General features: G+C 55.7%; 15 protein-coding genes and 1 tRNA gene. 5 read left to right on the forward strand and 11 right to left on the reverse strand.

Translation table 11 applies throughout. The annotated features are described in order from the left end of the window. Positions 1-128: 128 nt before the first annotated feature. The 5 genes from Pla52o_RS26210 to Pla52o_RS26230 all read right to left on the reverse strand — a co-directional run bounded on the left by Pla52o_RS26210 (position 129) and on the right by Pla52o_RS26230 (position 9,724). The gene (locus tag Pla52o_RS26210; RefSeq protein ID WP_146597602.1) at positions 129-1,844 is read right to left on the reverse strand and encodes an AIPR family protein; all 1,716 of its coding nucleotides are present in this window, start codon (positions 1,842-1,844) and stop codon (positions 129-131) included. A 648-nt stretch (positions 1,845-2,492) separates the two neighbouring features. Continuing rightward, positions 2,493-3,995, reverse strand: a complete 1,503-nt coding sequence (locus tag Pla52o_RS26215) for a DUF1501 domain-containing protein (RefSeq protein WP_231612678.1) — start codon at positions 3,993-3,995, stop codon at positions 2,493-2,495. A gap of 5 nt (positions 3,996-4,000) precedes the next feature. Further along, positions 4,001-7,240 carry a PSD1 and planctomycete cytochrome C domain-containing protein gene (locus tag Pla52o_RS26220; RefSeq protein ID WP_146597604.1) on the reverse strand — a complete coding sequence of 1,080 codons (3,240 nt, stop codon included), beginning with the start codon at positions 7,238-7,240 and terminating at the stop codon, positions 4,001-4,003. Positions 7,241-7,547: 307 nt separating this feature from the next. Further along, entirely contained in the window at positions 7,548-8,588 is a 1,041-nt protein-coding gene (locus Pla52o_RS26225) for a Gfo/Idh/MocA family protein (protein WP_197169552.1), read from the reverse strand. Between the two features lie 473 nt (positions 8,589-9,061). Then, entirely contained in the window at positions 9,062-9,724 is a 663-nt protein-coding gene (locus Pla52o_RS26230) for a TetR/AcrR family transcriptional regulator C-terminal domain-containing protein (protein ID WP_146597605.1), read from the reverse strand. Between the two features lie 163 nt (positions 9,725-9,887). On the opposite strand from Pla52o_RS26230, the gene Pla52o_RS26235 reads away from it, so the two are divergent. Then, positions 9,888-11,000, forward strand: a complete 1,113-nt coding sequence (locus Pla52o_RS26235; RefSeq protein ID WP_231612679.1) for an NAD(P)-dependent alcohol dehydrogenase — start codon at positions 9,888-9,890, stop codon at positions 10,998-11,000. Between the two features lie 289 nt (positions 11,001-11,289). Here the strand turns inward: Pla52o_RS26235 and Pla52o_RS26240 are convergent, their stop codons facing one another. After that, a complete protein-coding gene (locus Pla52o_RS26240) occupies positions 11,290-12,150 on the reverse strand; it encodes a pirin family protein (RefSeq protein ID WP_146597606.1) in 861 nt (286 codons plus the stop codon). Positions 12,151-12,153: 3 nt separating this feature from the next. After that, on the reverse strand, positions 12,154-12,786 hold the full coding sequence (gene ycaC / locus Pla52o_RS26245) for an isochorismate family cysteine hydrolase YcaC (RefSeq protein ID WP_146597607.1): 633 nt from the start codon (positions 12,784-12,786) through the stop codon (positions 12,154-12,156). Positions 12,787-12,938: 152 nt separating this feature from the next. On the opposite strand from ycaC, the gene Pla52o_RS26250 reads away from it, so the two are divergent. From Pla52o_RS26250 to Pla52o_RS26260, 3 genes are all read left to right on the forward strand, one after another. After that, positions 12,939-13,340 carry a winged helix-turn-helix transcriptional regulator gene (locus Pla52o_RS26250; protein ID WP_146597608.1) on the forward strand — a complete coding sequence of 134 codons (402 nt, stop codon included), beginning with the start codon at positions 12,939-12,941 and terminating at the stop codon, positions 13,338-13,340. Between the two features lie 382 nt (positions 13,341-13,722). Then, the gene (locus Pla52o_RS26255) at positions 13,723-16,491 is read left to right on the forward strand and encodes a cation-transporting P-type ATPase (RefSeq protein ID WP_146597609.1); all 2,769 of its coding nucleotides are present in this window, start codon (positions 13,723-13,725) and stop codon (positions 16,489-16,491) included. A 214-nt stretch (positions 16,492-16,705) separates the two neighbouring features. Beyond that, positions 16,706-16,779: transfer RNA gene (locus tag Pla52o_RS26260), tRNA-Pro, on the forward strand. 408 nt (positions 16,780-17,187) lie between these two features. On the opposite strand, the gene Pla52o_RS26265 is transcribed toward Pla52o_RS26260, so the two are convergent. Both Pla52o_RS26265 and Pla52o_RS26270 read right to left on the reverse strand, forming a co-directional pair. Then, positions 17,188-17,976: an SDR family NAD(P)-dependent oxidoreductase gene (locus Pla52o_RS26265; protein WP_146597610.1), complete on the reverse strand. Its 789-nt coding sequence runs from the start codon at positions 17,974-17,976 to the stop codon at positions 17,188-17,190. A 379-nt stretch (positions 17,977-18,355) separates the two neighbouring features. After that, positions 18,356-19,165, reverse strand: coding sequence for an AraC family transcriptional regulator (locus Pla52o_RS26270; RefSeq protein ID WP_146597615.1), 810 nt, complete (start codon positions 19,163-19,165; stop codon positions 18,356-18,358). 711 nt (positions 19,166-19,876) lie between these two features. On the opposite strand from Pla52o_RS26270, the gene Pla52o_RS26275 reads away from it, so the two are divergent. After that, entirely contained in the window at positions 19,877-20,314 is a 438-nt protein-coding gene (locus tag Pla52o_RS26275) for a VOC family protein (RefSeq protein WP_197169553.1), read from the forward strand. 187 nt (positions 20,315-20,501) lie between these two features. On the opposite strand, the gene Pla52o_RS26280 is transcribed toward Pla52o_RS26275, so the two are convergent. Both Pla52o_RS26280 and Pla52o_RS26285 read right to left on the reverse strand, forming a co-directional pair. Then, the gene (locus tag Pla52o_RS26280) at positions 20,502-21,902 is read right to left on the reverse strand and encodes an exo-alpha-sialidase (RefSeq protein WP_146597611.1); all 1,401 of its coding nucleotides are present in this window, start codon (positions 21,900-21,902) and stop codon (positions 20,502-20,504) included. A gap of 6 nt (positions 21,903-21,908) precedes the next feature. Then, positions 21,909-22,163, reverse strand: a complete 255-nt coding sequence (locus Pla52o_RS26285; RefSeq protein ID WP_146597612.1) for a hypothetical protein — start codon at positions 22,161-22,163, stop codon at positions 21,909-21,911. Positions 22,164-22,466 lie beyond the last annotated feature (303 nt).

Below are 22,466 nucleotides of genomic sequence, written 5' to 3' on the forward strand. Positions count from 1 at the left end.
AAAACCCTTCTTAAATTCTCTAGGCGATCGCTGAATCTTCAAAGCGTTCCACCGGCCTTCTTGAACCAAGGCCTTGAACATCGGCTCCGCTCGTGCCTCGCTCCGCGATGTCAAAGCCTAAATTGTTATCACACGTCTGCGGTACCTGAGAACTTTTGCCTAGCGTAATTTTCGATGAACGTATCGCTCAGTTTCACACCCGCATATTTGCGCCCAGGTTCCTCAGATGTTTCCGATGCATCTTTGAGTTCGTCTCGTATTCGGTGGATGTCAGACGCACCCGGAAGTTTCCCAGCTAACTCAATTACATCTGTCGGTCGGTATGGATATTTATTCAGCTGTTCGCACGTGTATACGAATCCGATGTAATGAACAAACGCGCTGGGCGGGGAAGTCCACGATTTCCGGCGTGCATGAATGATTCGCTCGACAGATCGGATGATTTCTACACTGACCAAGAAGACGCTTAAGTCCCAGCTTGGGTCAAAAATCTGATTGTAGGTCTCGTCGTTCGACAGGTGCCGGGATCGTTGTCGCTGAGATCGCGCAGGCTCGCCAAGCGCTACCGCCCGGACAGCAGCCGCGACATAGGGAACCGACACAATTCGATCTGCTGGTCTTCCCTCATTCTTGTAGAAGTTCTTCCGACGGTCGTAAAACCATCCGTGGTCAAAAAGGAATTCGTCTATATCACGTTGAATCTTGTCAAGTCCGCGCAAGGAACCTAAGTCAACCGTGTTTTGATAGTTTGTTGCCTTCACAATTCTGGCACGGGTGTCAGCGTCCGCTGCCAAAATTACCTTGACGAGCACAGCGCGTTCGTCTTCGGACTCAGTGATGCCGGATGAAAAGTGTTTGTGAATGGTTTCGGTGGTTTGTAGTCCGTTTACAATTTGAACATTCTCGACACAAAGTTCCTTGCCAGCGATAGAAGCGTTGGTCCCAAGAATTGTTACACCGTTATTTAGCCACCAGAAATCTCCCTGTTCCGCGGATTCGTTTCGTGACAAAGTGTCCTTTATGTCTCGATTAATCTGAACTTCACCGAGATAATCACGGACGTTCGATTCGAATAGGTACCGCCGAAGCTTCCCTTCGTCATCAGACACAAATCGAAAATAATCAGACAGCTTGCAGAGCAAGATGTAGTTCTTTCCTTCCCGCGAAATGTAGCTTTCGGTGAATGGGAGACGGAGCGTAAAATCTCGTTGTTTTCGAGCTGAAGCAAGCAGGCCAGAAGCACCAACAAACCGAAACGCTATTCGAGCGTCGCTGAACAAATCGTCCAATATTGACGTTAGGGTATCGGCCCGAGACTGCAAATTGGGCGCGACTTGCGAGGAGTCACCTCGGCTGCAGTAATGCACCTGGATTGTCAGCTGTGGCTGCCGATCCGCCAGCGCCACATAGTTTGTTGAAAACAGTCGTCTTTGGCCCAGCACCTCCTCGTTGTAAGGGTACTTGAGATCATCGTCCTTCACGCTGAGATCAAGAAGCTCCCCTAGAGATGACACCAATGTGTCAATGGGTTGTTGCTCAAACTTGGCAGCGCGGCGTACAGACAATACGTGCACGTGGATACGTGGACCTCGTTTCGCGGCAAGATCGGAAGAGTCACCTGTTGCGATTCGATCATCCACAAAGACGAAGAATCCGTCGAGACCACCGTCATTGCCACCGTCTGTCCAGCCAGACTCCAAGTCTTCAAATGACGGGTCATAATCCTTCAAGACTTGGTCAAAGGCAAACAGCTCAAACAGTTCGCTATCTTCGAGACCTTCGCCAAACTGAGGCTTTGCCTTCTCGACAAGGCTGTCGAGCAGGACAACGTCATTTTTTGCCATATGGAATACGCTTTTAGCGTGATAACTATTCTTTTTACACCCGGTCAGTCGGGTGATATAACGGAATTGGATTTAATATCACGGGGTGAGTCAAGTGATTTGGGTTATATCACTCGGGAGCGTGTGACTCGAGTGATAGAAGGTTTTATCACTCGGGAGCAGAGGGAGACAATTGGCTGAATGCTCAAACGGAGTGGACATTCGGTCATCTGAGTGGCGTCAATAGCGACCTCCACCGCAACGATCGGGAACAGATTATTGGCGTTGCGTTGTGGAGTTGCAAGCAAATTCTCCGGAAAGTTTTTGGGGAGGGGCCGAAAGGCCGAGCACGCCCGCTAAACGCTGTGCCGGTGAAGACAATAGCGGCGCGCCGGTGAGCCATTCGGGTGAGACGCTACGGTATCGCTCGGAGCAACTTGCTCGGTTGGCCTCTCATGCCCCAGTTGCTTCGCCCGAAAAAGCGGTGTCAGGGGAGCCAGCGAAAAAGCGGGGTCAGGGGGAGCTAGGGTTGAAACACGATTGCGCTGCCTAGGGAGGACTGAAGAAGGTCCGTGGGGGATGTGGTGCGTGGGGGTGGTAGGTGGGAGTGCAGTCAGTCTCGGGATTCGGGTTCCAGTTGAGTCTGATCCCGGCGAAACCTTTCCGGAGTCAAGCGATCACATCGTGGATTGGACTTCCGTAGTCGATCTCCAGCCGTTTCTGACCTGCGACATCCAAACGTCGCGGATCCAGGCCTAATTGGTGCAGGATGGTGGCGTGGATATCGGTGACGTAGTGGCGATTCTCTACCGCGTGAAAGCCGATCTCGTCGGTCGCACCGTGAGCGATGCCCCCTTTCAAACCGCCGCCGGCCATCCACACCGAAAACCCATAGGGATGGTGATCGCGTCCGTCCGACTTCTCGGCGCCCGGTGTGCGCCCGAACTCCGTCGCCCAGACCACCAACGTCTCGTCGAGCAGTCCTCGCTGCTTTAGATCTTTCAGCAGTCCGGCAATCGGCTTGTCCACTCGGCCACAATTGGTCGAATGGTTCTCGCGAAGTTTTGCGTGAGCATCCCAGCCACCTCCTCCGCCGCCGCCATCGTAAATCTGTACAAAGCGAACTCCGCTCTCTACCAATCGACGCGCGGTCAACGACTGACGCCCCATCGCCTGCGTCGCCGGCTGATCCAGACCATAGAGTGTCTGGATGTGTTGTGGCTCCTGCTGCAAATTGACAAGGTCCGGTACCGACATCTGCATTCGAAAGGCCAATTCGTAGGCTTTAATTCGAGCCTGCAAGTTGGAGTCGTCGGGATATTGCACCGCAGTCATCTGATTCAGATCACTTAACAACGCCAATTGGTCACGGCGTTCGTTCAAGCCAACCCCGTTACCCGGTGTGCCAAATGGCAAAGGGTTGCGGGGATCCAACGTCATGCGAACGCCTGCATGTTCGGGGCCCAGGTAACTGCCATCGTGAGCTCCCGTGCCTCCGCAGCAGTCGCCTGGGGGTGGTCCCATCACGACAAACTGTGGCAGATTTTCGTTCAGTGTGCCCAGACCATAATGCACCCACGATCCGATCGAAGGATAAAAGCCATCGAAGATATGACGTCCGGTATGAAACTGAAGCTGAGCGGCGTGATCGTTGTCGGTCGTCCACATCGAACGAATCACCGAGATGTCGTCGATGCAGTCACCGACATGCGGCCACCAATCACTGACGTGCAACCCACTTTGGCCACGGCGGCTGAATCCAACCTGCAGAGGATAAAGCTGAGACATCAGACCGCGTGGCTTACCGCCAAAGTCGCGCACGTTCTTGCGGTAGAATTCGGAGTCCAAAATCGCGGATCCGAAGGGGGACTCGTCAATCGTCTTACCCGCGTGGCGATTGATTTCGGGTTTGTAGTCGAATGATTCCAAATGACTGGTCCCACCATTCATAAAGAACCAGATGACGCTCTTGGCTTTCGGCGCGATGCCGGAGGCCAGCAGCTTGCCGCTGGCAGTTTCAGTGGCTGCGGTTTCGGCTGCTGCGGTTCCATTGGCCGTGGCATCACGCTGCAGCAGGGCGCTGAGAGCGAGTCCCGTAAACCCCATGCCGCAGTCGGCCAGCATCTGTCGTCGCTGAATTCGACCGCAGGGAAAGTCAGATTTTGAATTCAAGGTCGTCATCGGATCGTCACAAAGTCGTTATGGAGCAACAGGACGTGAACCAGATTCTGTTTGGCTCGCAGAACGGAATCGGTTGCGGCCGACTGGGTAGCACTGCCGCCCGCGGGAAACGGTTGACGCGGAGTTTGTTGCAGTAGTTCCGCATGTTGGCGAAGAAAAGTCTGACACCGAACCGCTTCTTCGGTCGTTGGCGAACGCGCCAGCACGGCGGCAAACGCAGCCGTGACAAAGTCATCTTCGTCGGCCAACTCGGTCGCGAGGGTGCGTGCGGAGTCCAATACAATGCCGCTGTTCATCATCGCCAACGATTGATGCGGCACGATGCTTTCCTTGCGACGATAGCAGGCGTTGGGATCCGCCACATCAAAGACTTCCAACATCAGCATTTTTTCATTGGGCGTGTTGCGGAAATACAAACTGCGTCGCAGGTTCTTTTCGCCATCGGTCTCGGGAAGCTCTGGCCCGCCCATGGCTTGATCCAACCGCGATGCGACCGACAACGTGCTGTCGCGGACCACCTCGGCTTCCATGCGTCGCGAGTTCATGCGCCACAGAAAATGGTTGTCCGGATCAGCGGCGGTGGATGGGTTCCCTGCCTTCGAGGCGGCGGTCGGTGACTCGCTGGCCATGCGATAGGTGGCCGATAACACCAGCTGGCGATGCAACGGCTTCATCTTCCAATTGCTTGCGATCAGCTCCGTAGCCAGCCAGTCTAAAAGTTCGGGGTGAGTCGGCTGGCGACCGTTGAGCCCAAAATTTTCTGGCGTGGCGACAAGTGGCTGACCGAAGTGTCGCCCCCAGATGTGATTCACGGCAACTCGAGCGGTGCGTGGATTACGGTCGTTGACGATCCAATCCGCCAGTGCGCTGCGGCGTCCCGTACTGGATCGAGGGAATTGCTCGCCCAGCGGTGTATATTCGTTAGACGACAATTCCGCAGACTGTTGAGCCTGTTGCAACTTCGCTTGAGCGGCGGTTTGCGCGGCGTCCGAATCGGCGGCCGCGACAAGCTCTGACTCCGCCCGCAGCACAACCGCTTGTTTTTCCGCGGTCGCTGCCATCACGGCCAGTTGCTCAATGCGGGGAGATTCCGCGTGGAGGTATTTTTCGACGTCGGCGGCCAACCGAGCGGCCACGGACGCGAGCTCACCTTCGGCCAGCTTGAACTGTGACTGAGCGACCTTCAGGGCTTGGTCGGTGAGCTGTTTGCGACGTTGCAGCGTTTCGATCGAATCGGGCTGTTGATTAACGGTTAGCTCCAAAAACTGTGCGGTCCCCTGGTGCACCCACAAGGCAAATTTCCCGTCGCGGCGTTTTTCCGGCATCGTGTAATCAAGCTTGCGCTGGCCGTTCAGATCGATTGTCAACTGCGACCCGGTAATCGTGACGTCCAGCGTCGCTTCTTCGTTGACCACCAACGGCGTATCGACAATTCCGGGCTTAGGATACACCTGCTTACCGCCGACGCGATGAAACGCTTGCACGCTTTGCCCGGTATCGCTGGTACTGGTGTAAACGTCCTGAGAATTCCCTTGATCCAGATAGTCAAAACTGAAGCCGATCGAACGAAGCGCCCCTTCCACTAGCGGGCGATAACGCAGCGTGACTCGGAAGTCGCCGGTGATCGGTATCCGACTGACCAGCGTCGCGAAGCTCGCCACGGACGACTGCAAAAGTGCCCCATCTTGGTATTCCCACTGACCGCTGAGCACTTGCCACACATCTGGCCTGGCTGTTGAGAAATCGTCATGCAACAATACCGCTGGCGACGCGTTGTCCTTCACAGCATCCTCGGACCGCGTCAGACGTTCGTTCGCCGCAGCAGCTTGCTCCACTGCCTTGGCTAGTGTTTGCTCCGCCACACTCAGCTGTTGCTGAGCTTTGGCGATGAGCGTTTCTCGTACTGACGGTTTCAGCAGCGGATACCAAGCGGTCGCAGGCAATGTGACCGGGTGAACTTGCAGCGTTCCTCCGAAAGCCGACGGAACGCCAGGTTCCAGCGGCTTGGTTTCATCCGGGTAACGGCTGTCACCGCGTTCGAAGCGATACGTTTTCGCATCGGGCGTTTTGTCGTAGACCAGAGCAATCCCGTCGTTCAAGACGTCGCCCTGCGTGGTATCTTTTTGAGTTCCCGTCAGCGCGGAGATGGGATCGGTCCGCACATCATGCGGTTCGAAGAAAGCGCGAAAGCGGTAGTACTCTTCCTGCGTCACCGGGTCGAACTTGTGGTCGTGGCAGCGACAGCAGCGGAGCGTCATGCCCAGAAATGCCTCGCTGGTGCGTTCGACGGTTTCGAACAACCACACATCGCGATCGAACTTGTACCAACTGCGCCCGAGATAGCCCGTGGCCGGCAGAACGTCGATGTCGTCGCCTGCGATTTCGTCAGCGGCCAGCATCTCGCGGACCATTTGGTCGTAACCTTTATCGGCGTTGAGTGAATTGACAATCCAATCGCGCCATCGCCAGATGTGCCGCTGGCTGTAGCGAATTTCGTTACCACCTCGGCTGCCATACCAATCGCTGTACCGCCATACATCCATCCAATGTCGTCCCCAGCGCTCACCGTAAGCCGGTCGATTGAGCAGGTCATCGACGACGGTTTCATAGGCCGACGAAGACGCGTCGCTCAGAAACCGCTGCTGTTCGGCGCGCGTGGGCGGCACGCCAATCAGATCCAGGTAGACTCGCCGTAGCCACACCGATTTTGTCGCTGCGGCTGCGTGAGGCAACTGATGCTCGGTTCGTTTGGCGGCGATGAAGTGGTCGATTCCATTTTCGCACCAATCGGCATCCGCTTCGGTCAGCTTCGGTAAGTCTGGCCGCTGCAGCTCACGATAGGACCACCAACGGAGTGGATCGTCTTCGGGTTGTTCGTCGGCTGGCGCGGAAGCTCCTGCTTTGATCCATTCCCGCACGAGCTCGATTTCCGCCGGCGTTAATTTGGTACCTTCGTCCTCTGGCGGCATTGTGAAGCCAGCCTCGCCGGTCAATACGTCCAACAGCAGACTGTCGCTGGCGTCGCCCGCGGTCAGTGTAAGCCCCGATTCGCCACCTTCGATGAGCGAAGCCGCCGTGTCGACTCGCAACTCGCCCTGCTGCTTTAACGCGCCATGGCACGCATAGCACTTTTGCTGCAGTAGCGGCTTGATGTCATGCAAGTAATCAGCCGCATCGGCGCAACTAAAAGTCAGTGTGAAAACAATCGCAACGTTTCTGAAAACATGCCATGTCATGAGCGACGCAGGCCCGTTTCGTAGAAGGTGGGAAACAACTCACATTAGCAATGAGCGGGCTTTTCAGCTTACCGGCCCACAATCGAGAACGCAACTAAACGAACGCTTCACCAAAAGATCTCGCTATTCGTCTAAGGCTGCGGGAGCCTTTGTGTCGTTTACTCTGGCGGCCGGCGGAAGAAGCGATCCGCGCCGAGCGGTTGCCCGACACCGCTAGGCAGACCTGCGAAGTAGGGGCCCAAGCAAAGTGGCTGCGATCCCCAAGAACCTTGTCCTTTTGTCCTCGGTTGAGTCGCTTGCACCCTCATTATTCGCCCTGTGCCTGTTCACCCTGTGCCTGTCCACCTCGCGCCTGTTCAATCAACTTCGCGACCGAAACCGGTGCACCCCCTTGCGCCTGCGACTCATCGGCGGCACTCATGAACGCATAGATCTCGATGGTCTCTTCCGCGGAGACCGGCGGGTTGCCGGTCTTGAAGAATTCGACGATCTGCTTCAGCAGCGGAGCGTAGCCGGACGACTTGGCGGTGACCATTTTGTTCTTGCCGTAAATGATCGTCGTGAAGTCCGCCTTGCCGCCGCGGAGATCTCGAAACGTGCCGACTCGGCCCCCTGTCCAGAGACCGATGACGGTATCGACGCGGTCCGTCTTGATACGTTGAACGGTTTCACATCCAGTGCCCAAGACCGTGAAGAGCGGCTCGACCGCATGGATTCCGTACAGATAAAGCGACGGGTGAAACTCTGCCCAGGAACTGGAACCGAACACATCACAGGCAACAATTTGCCCCAACTCTTCATTGTCTTGAGCGCCGGCAACTCCCTCGTAGTAGCGAGCCGCCGAGCTGGACCAACACGGCACATTGTTTTCTTTGGCCAGCCGAAACAATTCGATCACATCCGCCAGATTGTCCGTCACGGGCTTGTCGACCCACAGCGGTTTTCCGGCCTGGATCACGATCTTGGCCTGATCCAAGTGCGGCCGACCATCGACGCTTTCCAGCAGGATGCCATCAACCTTTTCACATAACTGCTCGATGCTGTTCACGATTTCCAAACCGTGCTGATCACGCAATTGCTCGGTGAATTTCTCTACCCGGTTCGCCGATGCGGGAAAATCGGGCGATCCACCGGGAAACCCCGCGACGACGCGACAACCGGTCTTATTCTTGGGATTGTTCAAGTAGCGGGTAAAGGCGATCACGTGGGACGTATCCAGCCCAATCATCCCCAGGCGAAAGACCGGCTCTTCATCATCCCCACGGTCACCATCATCGGCACGGCCAACGCTTGGCAGGGACGCAAATACCACGGCCAGACAAAGCAGCCACACGTTTCGTTTCATCATCTCGACTCTCAAGCGTTAGGGGTTTCCGTCGACCGGCGTCTGTCTTGTTAGGACAGCATCCGCATGGATCACTTCATTGCATTCCAAATGGAACGACTTCCATCTTTCTGTAGAAAGATGATAGTCGGTAATCTAACCTCGAGGGGACCATCGGTAGCAATTCCTTGCGTACGCTCGTATTCCTTGCCGCTTTTTGACCATGGTGGGTGAAGTCCAAGCCACATATGAAGTTGACGACGATCGACCCAACGTTCAGCGTCGGCGACAGCACTGGGCAAGGCAAGTCGGTGCGCAACCCAATTTGAAGTCGCGATGGCGATGACCGCAGTAACCTTGATTTCCCCACGGCCTTAGAGAGAGAGACACATATCCCAGAAAAACAATGGATCGATCACTAGGATCCATCACCTGGGTCGATCATTCGGGTCGAGAATCCAATCGTGGCGAACATGCAATGACCGCTCGGGACGCGATCATTGGGGACCTCGCATCCGCAGCAGCCCATCGAGAATCAGATCGAGCCCCAACTGCAGATCGTGCAATCCATCGTGGCGACCTGAAATCACCTGTTGCGACATCCCGTTTAGGTACGGGTATTCGTCGGCGGGAATCTGCGGCAGGAAGGTCTCAGCGACCTGGGCGTACTCTTCCGGTTGGAACGGAAAGTTCAGCTTTTGTAACGTGAATCCGTATACGTAACTGTCGATTGCATTCCAAGCGTGGTCTGCCATGGCGTACGAGAAACCGGCCTGCACCAAACAACCAATCGTGGCGTCCACATAACGCAACATCGCTGGCCCCACGTTAGGGCGTGAGACGATTAACATCGTCGCCCAAGGGTACCGCATCAGCACCTCATGAGCCGACATCGCACGGCGGCGCATGGACGACTTCCAATCGCCCGCGAGCGTGGGCAATTCGATTTCGCCAGCGACAATGTCGACGATTCCGTCGAGGATGGCGTCCTTGTTCGATACATGGTTGTAGAGCGACATCGCCTCGACGCCGAGCAATTCGGCCAGCTTTCGCATCGAAAGCGACTCGATCCCATGCTGGTTCGCAAACTGAATCGCAGTTCGCAGTACCACGTCTCGATTTAGCGAAACCTTCGATTTTCGTACCGTCTTTTTTGCCATTCGTTCTCTCGCTCTTCCGGCATCAAAGCTGAAAAGTTGCCCACTTGGATCATTTTGCCTGTTGCCACGACTTACGCTGTAAGTATAGCATGAATTCAACGGGACTTGCAGCGTAAGTTTACGGGCCGAACCGGGCTACCGACGCGTTTCACGAGGAGCCGAAATGAATTCATCTGCGCCCCAACAAGATCGAGCGACGACCAACGAAACCGCCGCTCAAAACGAAGCAACGCCAGCTTCCGCGAGCAACGCCACCCCTCGCGATCCGAGTTCGGAGAGGAAAACGATGAAAGTGATTTCCCAAGACGCGTATGGCTCGCCTGAACTGCTAGTACTACGCGAAATCGAGAAACCGGTTGCTGCAAAGCATGAAGTCCGGGTGCGAGTTCACTCGGCCGCGCTTCACGTCGGGGACTGCTTCGGCGTCCGCGGCGACCCACTACTGGTGCGGATAACAACGGGGCTGCTGAAGCCTAAACACGGGATTCCCGGCTACGATCTGGCGGGTCGTGTCGAGGCGGTCGGCGAAGCGGTAACGCGTTTCCAAGTTGGAGATGAGGTGTTCGGTGCGTGCGAGGGAGCCTGTGCCGAGTATGTTTGCGTCAACGAGAATACGCTCGCGTTAAAACCAAGCGAGATCACGTTCGAGCAAGCGGCCGCGGTTCCCACGTCGGGGCTTGCCGCGCTGCATGCGCTTCGCGATGTCGCTAAAATCATGCCCGGACAAAGCGTCTTGATCATCGGAGCCTCGGGAGGCGTCGGAACCTTTGCGGTTCAGATCGCGAAGTCGTTCGAAGCGGAGGTCACAGCCGTCTGCAGCACTCCGAATGTCGACATGGTCCGCTCAATCGGGGCCGATCATGTGATCGATTACACCCGAGAAGATTTTGCCGCGGGCAGCGCACGCTACGATGTCATCTTTGACAACATCGAGAACCGTTCGCTAGCGGATTGCCGACGAGCATTAACGCCCAGCGGAACGTTGGTGCTGAATAGCGGAACGGGAGCGCAAGGGCTTGCTTTTATGATCCGACTGCTGAAGCCGCTCGTGTTGTCTCCCTTGGTTCGGCAGCGGTTGTGCCGCTACCTTTCGGTCCCCAATCACGAGGACTTGAACGTCTTGGCGAATCAGTTGCGATCCGCAGCGGTAATCCCGGTCATCGACCGAACGGTTTCGCTGGACGAAGTCCCCGATGCGATCCGGTACCTTGAGAACGGGCATGCGAGAGGGAAGGTCGTCGTCAATGTATCTTCACTAGAGCATTTTCACAAATGACGTGGGATTCAAACCGTAGCTGCGTTCGTAAGAACGCGGTCCACCGCGAACGCGACGGCACCTACATCAAAATTAAAAATGCTCTAACCTAACGCAGTGAAAACTACGTTGATACGCCAGCGCTAAAAGGGGGATCGCATCAAGCATCAGCCAGTTTTGGTGGTCGTCGATGGCACCGCATGCGAGAGCGAGTGCAGTGGCAGCCCTCGGCAAGCGACCTGTTGCCGGGACCACGTTTCCACGGTGCCGTGAACGGGGTTGTGAAACGCTCAACCGCGACGGCACACGACTACGCCAAGTGCCCCATCTTTCCCGCTTGATAATCGCGGATCGCCTCTCGAATTTCTTCGCGAGAATTCATCACGAACGGACCTTGCCCAACCACGGGCTCTGCGATCGGCTCGCCCGTCAGAACCAGGATTCTTGAGGCGGTATCGGAGTGAACGTGAACGGTCTCTCCGTCGCGTTCCAATAGAGCGAGCTCCACGGCGGTCATCGGTTCGTCGTTTACGGCAACCGTCCCCGCTTGAACGACCACCAACGAGGTGTGCCCACGAGGAATCGTCAGTTCGCCGGTCGCTCCCGCGTTCAAGTGCACGTCCCACACATTGATCGGCGTGAACGTCGACGCGGGACCGTGGGTGCCGAGCAACTCGCCTGCGATCACCCGCGCCGTGCCTGCGTTATCGGGCAACGACACGCTAGGGATCTGTGCCGCCAGCAAATCCTGGTATTTCGGCGGTGACTTTTTAGCCTTCGCCGGCAGATTCACCCACAATTGAACCATTTCGAGCGTTCCACCCTGATTGGCAAACCGCCGACTGTGGAACTCTTCATGGACAATCCCCGCTGCGGCTGTCATCCACTGCACGTCGCCGGGTCCAATCGTACCGTGGCTGCCGCTGGAATCACCATGTTCTAACTCGCCGTCGTAAAGAATCGTAACCGTTTCGAACCCTCGATGCGGATGCTCTCCAACACCACGTTTCGCTTCATCCGGGGCAAAGTCGTAGGGTCCGGCATAGTCCAACAGCAGGAAGGGATCGAATTCGTTTCCTTCCGCATACGAGAACAGACTTCGGACTGGAAACCCGTCGCCTACCCAATGTTGCGAAACATCACGAACCACCCGTTGAATTTTCTTTTTCATGACCTATTCCTTCTTCGCTTCTTGTAGCTTGGTATAACTCGTCATCAGATTGCGATAGTTAGGCAAATGGTTGGACAACAACGCACCGAGTCCTTCCATATCATTTCGCCAATCGCGATGAAGTTCACAGGCGACCGAAAACCAATTCATTAACTGGACACCTGCGGAGGACATGCGCTGCCAAGCCGCTTGCTGAACCGTTTTGTTGAAGGTGCCCGAAGCATCCGTCACCACGAACACATCGTAACCATCCTCGATCGCGGACAACGCGGGGAACGACACACAGACGTCGGTAACGACGCCCGCGATAATCAACTGCTTGCGTCCCGTGGCTTTAATCGCTTTGACGAAATCTTCATTGTCCCACGCATTGATTTGTCCTGGACGGCGAATGAATGGGGCATCGGGAAAACGATCCAACATCTCAGGCACAATGGGCCCGTTGGGCCCCGCATCAAAACTCGTGGTGAGAATCGTTGGCAGTTCGAAAAAAACGCCAATGTCAGCTAACGCCAGAACATTGTTCCTAAATTCGTCTGGAGAGAAGTCTTGAACTAACGAGATCAGTCCCGATTGATGGTCTACCATCAACAGAACGGCATCGTCTTTATCAAGTCGCTTGTAGGTTGCAGACATTCGAGATCCCTTGTTGATCACAGTGGGTCATTCACTAATACTCAACTTGTACGCTACCGCGACGGCGAATCAAGTATGGGCAATTTTGTAACCCCAGATCGCGCACCCAGCCCGCACACACCAACCGCGTCCCCGTAAGCAAGGTAAAACCATTGCAGCGAAAAAACGACAAGAAAACCGTCGGCTGTCCCGTCGAATCAACGATCGGCGCCATTGGCGGACGCTGGAAAGTGCTGATCATCCATCACTTGATCGAAGGCAGGCAACGCTTCGGTGAGTTGACTCGGTTGCTGGGCGGCATTTCCGCGCGAACGCTAACTCGCCAACTTCGCGAGCTGGAAGCCAGCGGGATTATCCAGCGTGAAACCGTTCAAGAAGTCCCGCTGAAAGTTGAATACTCACTGACACCCCTGGGGCAAAAATTGAAGCCCGTTCTCGATGCGATGCACCAATGGGGCCAGGAAGTGGAGCAGCAAGCAAACACGTCCCAAACGCCACCTCCGATTAGCCCCATTGCGGCAAACCGACACGTTGATGGCGAGAGAACCGCGTGATTGCGAATCATGCTACTCCGCACGATTCCAGGACCAAACGCTAGCAGGTGTGCAGAAGCCTTTCGGTAGATTAGCCGTTTTGGCGTTAGCCACGGTTCAAGCGGTTCAACCGGGGCTAACGCCCAAACAGCTAATGGGATTTCACCCCATCATGCCTGCGTCCCTGCTTAGCAGGTGTGCTAGACCGCACGGCGGACCGCATTCGGCCGACACTGACAAACCCACGAATGTGGCTAATACGCAGTGAAATAAGTCAGAGCTGCATGGCACGAAAAGTGATACATCCAACATTTCATACCGATACATACGAGGCCGAGCATTTTTAGGAATCTGAATCCGTGGTCGACGTCGGGCAAGAAACGCGAATGGCGGCGAAATGTAAATGGAAACAATCCTAAGTCGACACTGGCATCATCTTCCTGAGTCCGAGGTTATTGGTCTCTTAGAAACCGATCTGAATCACGGATTGGATCTCTTTGCGGTCGAGCACCGGCAAGCACGCTTTGGACCGAACGCGATCACCCAAAGAAAAGGGCAAGGGCCACTCGTCCGTTTCTTGCTCGAGTTCCATCAACCATTGATTTACATCTTGTTGGCTGCCGCGTCGATAACGGCATTCTTGCAAGAATGGGTGGACTCCGGCGTGATCCTTGGCGTCGTATTGGTGAATGCGATCATTGGATTTGCCCAGGAATCGAAAGCACTCAAAGCGATCGCTGCGCTTGCCAACGCGATGACAAGTGAGGCAACCGTGCTGAGGGTGGGAGAAAAGAAACGCATTTCCGCGACGAAGCTCGTTCCCGGCGACATCGTTTTCCTACAATCGGGCGACAAGGTGCCTGCGGATCTCCGCTTGCTCGTTTGTCGTGAATTGCAAACGGATGAGTCGACGCTCACGGGTGAATCGGTGCCGATCCAAAAGCATGCCAAGACACTCCGGCAAGACACGGTTCTGGCCGAACGCCGCAACATGATCTACTCCTCAACGCTCGTGACTTACGGAACGGCCACAGGCGTCGTCATCGGCACCGGCGATAATACGGAGATCGGTCGCATTTCGGAGCTAATCAGCTCAGCGGAGGTTTTAGCCACTCCGCTGACCCGCAAACTAGCTCATTTTAGCGGCATCCTGCTCTACGTAATTCTCGGCATGGCCGCCCTGACGTTTGTCGTCGGCGTCGTCCGGGGCGAGTCATGGTTACAAATGTTTATGGCGGCCGTCGCTTTGGCCGTGGGCGCGATCCCCGAAGGTTTGCCAGCGGCGGTCACGATCACGCTAGCGATTGGCGTCGGCAAGATGGCCAAGCGGAATGCGATCATTCGTAAACTCCCCGCCGTCGAAACTCTGGGCAGCACCACGGTTATCGGTTCCGATAAAACGGGCACGCTGACCCAAAACCAGATGACCGTCCAAGAAGTGTTTGCGGGAGGCAAACGGTTCACGGTCTCCGGCGTTGGGTATGCCCCGGAGGGAGAGTTCGCGTGCGACACCGAAACGGTGGTCCCCAGAGAGCATCCGGCGCTGTTGGAGTGCTTGCGAGCGGGGCTGCTCTGTAATGACTCGGCAGTATCGCAATCGGACGACGGTTGGCAGATCGCAGGCGATCCCACCGAAGCCGCCTTGATTGTCTCGGCTTGCAAAGCGGGTCTCTCTCCGGCAACGATCAAGCAAGCGTTACCGCGATTGGACGCCATCCCCTTTGAATCACAGCATCAGTATATGGCGACGTTACATCACGCAGGGCCCGACGCACCTGCGCTCGTCTACCTGAAAGGCTCCGTCGAAAGCGTTCTCCAGCGTTGCGACAACGTATTTGGCGATGCCGGCAGCGGTGCGGAACTGAATTCCGACTCGGTGCATCGACGTGTCGGGGAATTAGCATCCGACGGCTTGCGAGTGCTGGCGTTAGCTCGCGTGGAACTTCCGGCGGGGACCGCATCGATCCAGCACCAGGACGTGGCGAGTGGGCTGAGCTTTCTCGGTTTGCAAGGCATGATCGACCCACCGCGTCCCGAAGCGGTAGACGCCGTCCACGCCTGCCAATCCGCTGGCATTCGCGTGAAGATGATTACCGGCGATCACGCCGGAACCGCTGCGGCAATTGCGGCTCAGATCGGCCTGAATGGCGCCGACCCAAACGGCGCTGCCGCCAGCGTCATGACCGGCAAGATGCTAGCCACATTATCGGACACCGAACTTCTCGACGCGGCAGAGCAGTCCGCTGTCTTCGCTCGCGTTACACCGGAACAAAAGCTACGTCTCGTGAAAGCGTTGCAGCATCGCGGCCACGTCGTGGCGATGACGGGCGACGGTGTCAACGATGCCCCTGCGTTGCGCCAGGCCGACATCGGCGTGGCGATGGGAATCGCCGGCACAGAAGTCGCCAAAGAGGCAGCCGACATGGTGCTGACGGACGATAATTTTTCGTCGATCGAAGCGGCCATCGAAGAAGGCCGGGGCGTGTTCGACAATCTGATCAAGTTTATCACTTGGACGCTGCCGACTAACATTGGCGAGGGGCTGGTTATTCTGGCCGCCGTTTTTGCCGGCGCGACGCTGCCCATCCAACCCGTTCAAATCCTGTGGATCAACATGACCACGGCGGTACTGCTGGGATTGATGCTGGCGTTTGAACCCAAAGAGCCCGGTATCATGCTGCGGCAGCCGCGTGAGCCGACAAGCCCGATCCTCTCGGCAACGCTGATCTTCCGAATTGTTCTCGTCGGCGTCCTGCTGCTGGTCGGCGCGTTCGGACTGTTTCAATGGGAGTTGTCGGAGGGCGAGAGTGAAGCGGCGGCACGAACGGTGGCCGTGAACGTCTTCGTATTCGGAGAACTCTGCTACCTGTTCAATTGCCGATCGCTCACCTTATCGATATTCGCGATCGGAGTGTTCAGCAACCGTTGGCTGTTGGCCGGTGTCGGCACGATGGCGGCGCTGCAGGTCGCGTTCACCTACGTTCCCGCCATGAACCGCGCCTTCGACAGCGAGCCCATTGGAATCACCCAGTGGTGCCTTATCCTTGGCGTAGGCCTATCGATTTATGGAATCGTCGGCTTGGAAAAGTGGCTGCGGCGTCGGTTAACCTTACGGGCCGAATACCGCCAAACGAAACCGCCGGTACCCCCGCTCCCGCGCCGGTCCGTATGAACGTCCCCGTACGGCGCCGCTCGCACCGATCCTGCTCTACACTTTCTTCCTTGTAGCGTCACGAAAGCAAATTCGTTGGGAAACTCAGCCCAGGATCCCAGCCAGTGCAATACTCCTATCCCTGAGAGATCTCACTTGCGGTTTGGAACGAGGATCTTAGAGACAGGAACTCTTGACGGGGCAGGCGAACTCAACGAAATTAGGAGAGAGAAATCGGGGCGTGGCTCAGCCTGGTAGAGCGCTGCGTTCGGGACGCAGAGGTCGCAAGTTCAAATCTTGTCGCCCCGACTAGAAATCAAAACAGCTCGTCGCATTCATTCATTTGCGGCGAGCTGTTTCTCGTTGAATTGCAATGGTTTACGCGATTTCTTGTCAGCTACCTTGGCAGTTCAAACAGATGCCCTGTTTTGCCCGCGTCAACCTTCGCGCCTTGTAACTTCTTGTTCCGGAAACACTTAGCGAGTTCAAATCTCGTCGCCACTTTTGAGTAGTTTGATCCGTGACAAGAAAACGCAAGCATGCCTTGGTTTCTGGCATTGCTGTCCGTCGACGTAATTGCCTCGGCAACTCCTGCGTCAAAAGGATCAAGCAAGCGAAGGAGCATTTGCGAATCCGCCACTTCGGTCGCTTGAATGCGGGTCAAGCTCAAAACGTTCTTTTCGCCCGCTTCACCTTAACGTTTCTTTTCCGACACCGTTAAGCAATCGTTGGAATGAGTCCTCCGTCGACTCGTATGGGTGCTCCATTGATAGCCGATGCGAGTGGGCTGGCAACAAACGCAACCATGTTGGCAATCTCTTCCGGTTCTATCAATCTCTGAATCAACGAGGTCGGCCGATTGTCTGCCATGAATCGCTTCTCAGCCGAATCGTAGGGCTCGTCGGGGAAAAGGTTGCTGACGAATTCCTTCACACCTGGCGTTAACGTCGATCCAGGCATGACGGTGTTCACGGTAACGGAGCTTCCCTTGGTCAATTGAGCCAGACTACGCGAGACGGCAAGTTGTGCCGTTTTCGTCATCGCGTAGTGAGGCATTTCCGGAGCGGGCACGACGCCGGATTCGCTGCTGATGAAGATGATGCGTCCTGTGTTTTGCTCCAGCATTTCCTTCAGATAATGCCGTGCAAGACGCACACCGCTCATCACGTTGATGTCAAAGATGTGCTGCCACGCTTCGTCCGTCAGGTCGAAAAAATCAACCGCTTCGAAAATGCCCAGATTGTTGACCAAGATATCGATCTGCGGATGTTCGGCGATGGTTCGTGCGACGCCTTCGGCCGTCCCATTGTCGGAAACCAGCCCGATCAAGTCGGCCTTCGGTTGACTCTCGCGAATTTTTCCAATCGCCGTGTCGACGCTCGCTTCGCTGCGACCGTTGACGATTGTTGTTGCCCCTTCGGCAGCCAGGCGAGTCGCGATCGCCAGACCGATTCCGCCTGTTGATGCGGTGACCAGTGCTGTTTTATTGTTGAGTTCAAGATTCATCGAATTCTTATCCTATTGGTGTTGTAGAAGCGTGTGTTGTGTTTGTTGTCCAGGTCCAATCAGCGAATTGCGACTGGAATGGTTCCCTGGCGTTCATGGATGGGTGTCGAAGCGAATACTTCAACAGACGGGGCTGACTTGTAGCCCTTCAACGTCATGAGTTTAGGGAAGTGCCCGGGGAGCTTCTTGAACGATTTTGCGCGCCGTCAAAAGATTTGACCGCAAGGATTGACGCGGGCTCAGGACCTGTGGATCGTCCCCAGCGCCCGTCCACTTTGGCATCAAAACGGTGGATTTCTTAGCGGAATTGCGCGAGCCATCCGAGATTTCGCGATCGATTGCGCATGACACCGGACGGCTTTGGGGTTGCGACGGCGCGTCAGGAGTTGCTCGATGGATTCACCGCCTTGGAATACGCTCCCGGCGCGACCCCGATGAATCGTTTGAAATGCCGCGTGAAGTGCGACTGGTCCGCGAAACCGGCAGCGTAGGCGACATTAGCCAGCGTCTCACCGGCCATCAACATCTGCTGCGCACGACGCACTCGGATTTGAGAGAGATAGGCCTGGATGGGAATGCCGACCTCTTTGGAGAAGACGCGGCTTAGATACGGGGCGGATGTCCCAGCCAATTGGGCGAGTTCGTGAAGCGAGACATTCTCGCGGAATTTCGCTTCCAAGCTCTCCTTGACTCTGCGAATGTTCGCACGTCCCCGCTTTTTCGGAATGTCCGGCATTGATGCGTGCCGCACTAAAAGCTCGCAGATGGCTTCATAAAAGGCTGATTCCTGATCCAACTGCGGATCTCCGTCGTCCATCGCCCGGTGAGCCTGCAAAACGAGCTCCACAAGTTGCGTGTCGTCGATGACCGGGGGCAGCAACAATGGTTCGATATCACCGTTGCGGTCAAACGTCCTGACGATACTGGCGATGACGTTCGGGGCAGCATAGAGATAACGCCACGCGCCGGTAGCCGTGCACGAATGCACTTCATTGGGGTGAATGACAAGCAGCTTCCCCGGTCCGGTAAAGTATCGCTGGCCACGATAGAAAAACGTCCCTGTCCCGCCTTCGGAAACACCCAGTTTGTATTCAGGGTGTGAGTGATTCGGCCAAGTGTGTTCGACCGACTCCCATTGATGCACCGTAATCCCGTCGTCGGCAGAACCACGAACTTTAAAATGCTTCACTTTTAGCCTGGAAGCCATATTGTCCTCGGTGGCGATTCGAACAACGTGAAAGGCAACGGAGAGTTTACGTCGCGGGATGAGTGCGAGCAAGCAGGACGAAGAGTGGCGTGTCGGGGGCTTCCGATTCTACACGGAAAACGCCACTAAACCGCTAACACCCGACATCGAGAGATAACACCACCTGCGACATTCTAACAGCGGTCTGAACCGCCTCTTTAAAGTTTCACTGCTGTCTCCGGGACGGAATTGGGACGGTCCAAAGCGGTTAAACGCTTGCATCGGTGTTCCGACCCATGCGCGAAGTTGCACCGCCCATTCCCCTCGTTAGTACTGCAAACAGAATACGTAAGTACGGCCGTAACTTGTTTGCACAGCAGCGGCTGCTTTGTTTGCAGCTCAAGGACACCTCGGTGAAAAAGTTCTAACGGTGTCCTGTCGCCCCGACTAGAAATCAAACCAGCTCGTCGCATCGATTTGCGGCGAGCTGGTTTTCGCTGGTGGGCTGTAACTTACGCAAATTTGGAAGCCCAACTTGTCCGTTCAAACACCGCCTTCATTTCGAGCGGAGCGTATGGGAAGTTTCTCGAACCTGGTTGTCAGATAGCGAGTTGCGAGGTTCAAATCCAGTCGGCCACCGTCACGGTTCGCTGCAACGGATCTTCTGCACCAAAAACATTAGTTGCAGAGGGAAAACGACTCGTCGAGCAATCGTTGGAGTCGCGGAGTTTCGGTTTCGACACACTGCAAGCGGCAATCTCAGTCGTGCATGCGGATACGCCGACGGGGGCCAAAACGAACTGGAACCAACTTGTCGCCCTGTATTCGGTTTTCCTTCAAATTGATCCATCACCCGTGGTCGATTTGAATTGGGCGGTCGCTGTGGCAATGGAAGACGGTCCCGACGCCAGCATTGCGATCATCGACGCGTGTTTTGGGCGGGGCGAATCGGTCGGAAACCATCTCGCGCACTCCGCGCGCGGAGAACTTCTTCGGCGAGCTGGCCAGACGCTGACTCTCTATGTCGATGATGTGGATGCGTTTGCCGAACAGGCCTTCGCCGCCGGGATGACCGTCAAGAAGGAGTTGGCCGACCAGTTCTACGGCGACCGAATGGTCACGCTGAACGATCCCTACGGCTACGACTGGTGACTCGGGACTCATATCAAAGATGTGAGCGAAGAAGAGATCGAGCGGCGGATGAATGAAATGCACTGATGACTGCAGGAAATTGCCGAGGCTGCGATCGATTTGAGAGTCGTTTATTGACAACGCATTTCCAGCGGACGAAGAGTAACAGTTCGCACACAAGAACGCGAGGCAAGCCGATGAGTCGACCTTAGATCTTGTCCCCTTCACGGCGGCCGCCGCCCTGGTTGCTAGGGCGGCTGACGATGTTATTCAGGAAGCTTTCGCCGCTGACGAGTTTGCCCGCAAGAATGTCCGCTTCGGTAATCTTTGACAAAAAGATTGTGTGCTGGCCGATCACGCCACGTCCCTGGTCGTAGACGATGTAGATGGCCCCGTCTTTGCCGAGCGTTGCCGACGGATAACTGACTTGACCTTCGTCACACAAAAGCATTCGATGTGGGAAGGTCTTGCCGTCGTCGTCACTTAAGTAGGCCGTCATGCGAGTACGCGCCGTTTTGTGTTTTTCGAGTTCGCATTCCTTCCCGTTTCCGTCGGTATAGTAGTAGGTTCTCTTGCCACTTTTCTCTTTCATCTGTACGTCATTGGCGACTAACAGAACTCTTCCGGAAGGGAGTGTTTTGAGAATGCATTTCGTGTTGATCGAGAACTGCATCGGGTGGTAACCACCGAGCTTCCAGGTCCTGCCGCCGTCGAAGGACTCGGCAAATTTCTGTCCTTTCTTGGCGCGGTACAGTGTGAAGAGGCTGCCGTCTTTACGGATGATGGGCATTTGCTCGGCAAACACCGCGTCGTTGTCGACGGGCAATTCGGAAACAAAAATCGATTTGCCGTCGACACCTTCTTTCAGGAAGCGAATTCGCACTTTGTCAGGGACACCGACGAGTTTGAAGTCGTCCATCGAACGCATGATGGTGCCGTCAGGGAAAATGAGCGGCTTCATGACAGAGATGTTTTTGTTTCCAAGCAGGCGTGGCGCGGTCCAAGCGGTGTGCTCGTTTTCCGCGTCGAGCATGGTGAATTCCCACGCGGAGGAGGCGAAGTCGTCTTTGCCCTTGAAATCGATGTTCCTCAGGCCGATGAAGCGGATGTTGCCGTTGGGATCTTTCCACAACATCGGGTCAGATGCTCCCCCGCCAAGAAGTTCGCTTGGGTCGAAGACAAACACTTCTTTCCAGCTTGCGCCATCGTCTGCGGAAGTCGAAATCACCGAAAATTGATCTTTGTGAAACGGCGCTCGTTCAGCCTGAACATTAGATCCGAACCAGGTTGCCCAAAGCCTGCCGCCCTCGGAGATTTCGACCTGCGGACAGCCTTGAAAGATCCTCAGATTGATACGGTGCTTGTGGTAGGGTGCCTGTCCTTCGTAGTTGACCTTGATTAAAGACGGTGGCGTCTTCCCGCTTATTCCGTACGGAAAGTTTTGCGACACGTCTTCAGGGGACGGCATTGTCGTGTCGCCCAACACCGATTCAGGGTCCACGGTTTGGGCATAGAGAGCCCCGGCGAAATCAGGCAGCAGGCTGACGATGAGTCCGCAGACAATCACCGATGCCGTCGCCTGGCGAAAAAACTGGACTTGGTTCGGCATAACAATTCATTTCCGGTGGAGGAACTTGTTCTTCGATTCAGGAATCTCAGCGTCGCAATATAACACCGGCCAGCCTCGGGGTGGCAAATCGGTTTCTATCAGATCGACACCTCGATCCAGCAGTTCCCGGTACTTCGACGCCAATTCGACATCCGGCTCTACCGCCAATTCGCCGGTCAAGATTTCTAGATGTGCCGGCAATCGTTGATACAACATCGCTGATGTAACAACCGAAACAACTCCCGATCTTTCGTCTAGCATGCTTGGGGACTATCGTGCTTGGGGACAGTATCATGCTTGGGGACAGAGCCACGCTTGGGGACCACGCTTGGGGACAGAGCCCAATGCTCGGAGCCCAATGCTCGGGGGGCATGCGTGGGGACAGGGCCCAATGCTCGGGGGTTGACTTCGGATTAGGTGGGGCGAACGATTGAACGTTGGCCAGTTACCCTGTTGCTGCTGCCGTTTTGCGAGGTGTGATCGTGGCTCGTCTGACACGCTCGGAAGTCTTTGATCCCGGTGAAATTGCGATCGCCCACATCTGTAGCCGGACCGTGCGGCGAG

Source organism: Novipirellula galeiformis (genome assembly GCF_007860095.1).
GTDB classification, from domain to species: domain Bacteria; phylum Planctomycetota; class Planctomycetia; order Pirellulales; family Pirellulaceae; genus Novipirellula; species Novipirellula galeiformis.

Bases quoted from the DNA above. Each gene is read 5' to 3' on its own strand.
- Pla52o_RS26210 (WP_146597602.1), bottom strand. From the start codon at position 1,844: ATGGCAAAAAATGACGTTGTCCTGCTCGACAGCCTTGTCGAGAAGGCA.
- Pla52o_RS26220 (WP_146597604.1), bottom strand. From the start codon at position 7,240: ATGACATGGCATGTTTTCAGAAACGTTGCGATTGTTTTCACACTGACT.
- Pla52o_RS26225 (WP_197169552.1), bottom strand. From the start codon at position 8,588: ATGATGAAACGAAACGTGTGGCTGCTTTGTCTGGCCGTGGTATTTGCG.
- Pla52o_RS26230 (WP_146597605.1), bottom strand. From the start codon at position 9,724: ATGGCAAAAAAGACGGTACGAAAATCGAAGGTTTCGCTAAATCGAGAC.
- Pla52o_RS26235 (WP_231612679.1), top strand. From the start codon at position 9,888: ATGAATTCATCTGCGCCCCAACAAGATCGAGCGACGACCAACGAAACC.
- Pla52o_RS26240 (WP_146597606.1), bottom strand. From the start codon at position 12,150: ATGAAAAAGAAAATTCAACGGGTGGTTCGTGATGTTTCGCAACATTGG.
- ycaC (WP_146597607.1), bottom strand. From the start codon at position 12,786: ATGTCTGCAACCTACAAGCGACTTGATAAAGACGATGCCGTTCTGTTG.
- Pla52o_RS26255 (WP_146597609.1), top strand. From the start codon at position 13,723: ATGGAAACAATCCTAAGTCGACACTGGCATCATCTTCCTGAGTCCGAG.
- Pla52o_RS26265 (WP_146597610.1), bottom strand. From the start codon at position 17,976: ATGAATCTTGAACTCAACAATAAAACAGCACTGGTCACCGCATCAACA.
- Pla52o_RS26280 (WP_146597611.1), bottom strand. From the start codon at position 21,902: ATGCCGAACCAAGTCCAGTTTTTTCGCCAGGCGACGGCATCGGTGATT.
- Pla52o_RS26285 (WP_146597612.1), bottom strand. From the start codon at position 22,163: ATGCTAGACGAAAGATCGGGAGTTGTTTCGGTTGTTACATCAGCGATG.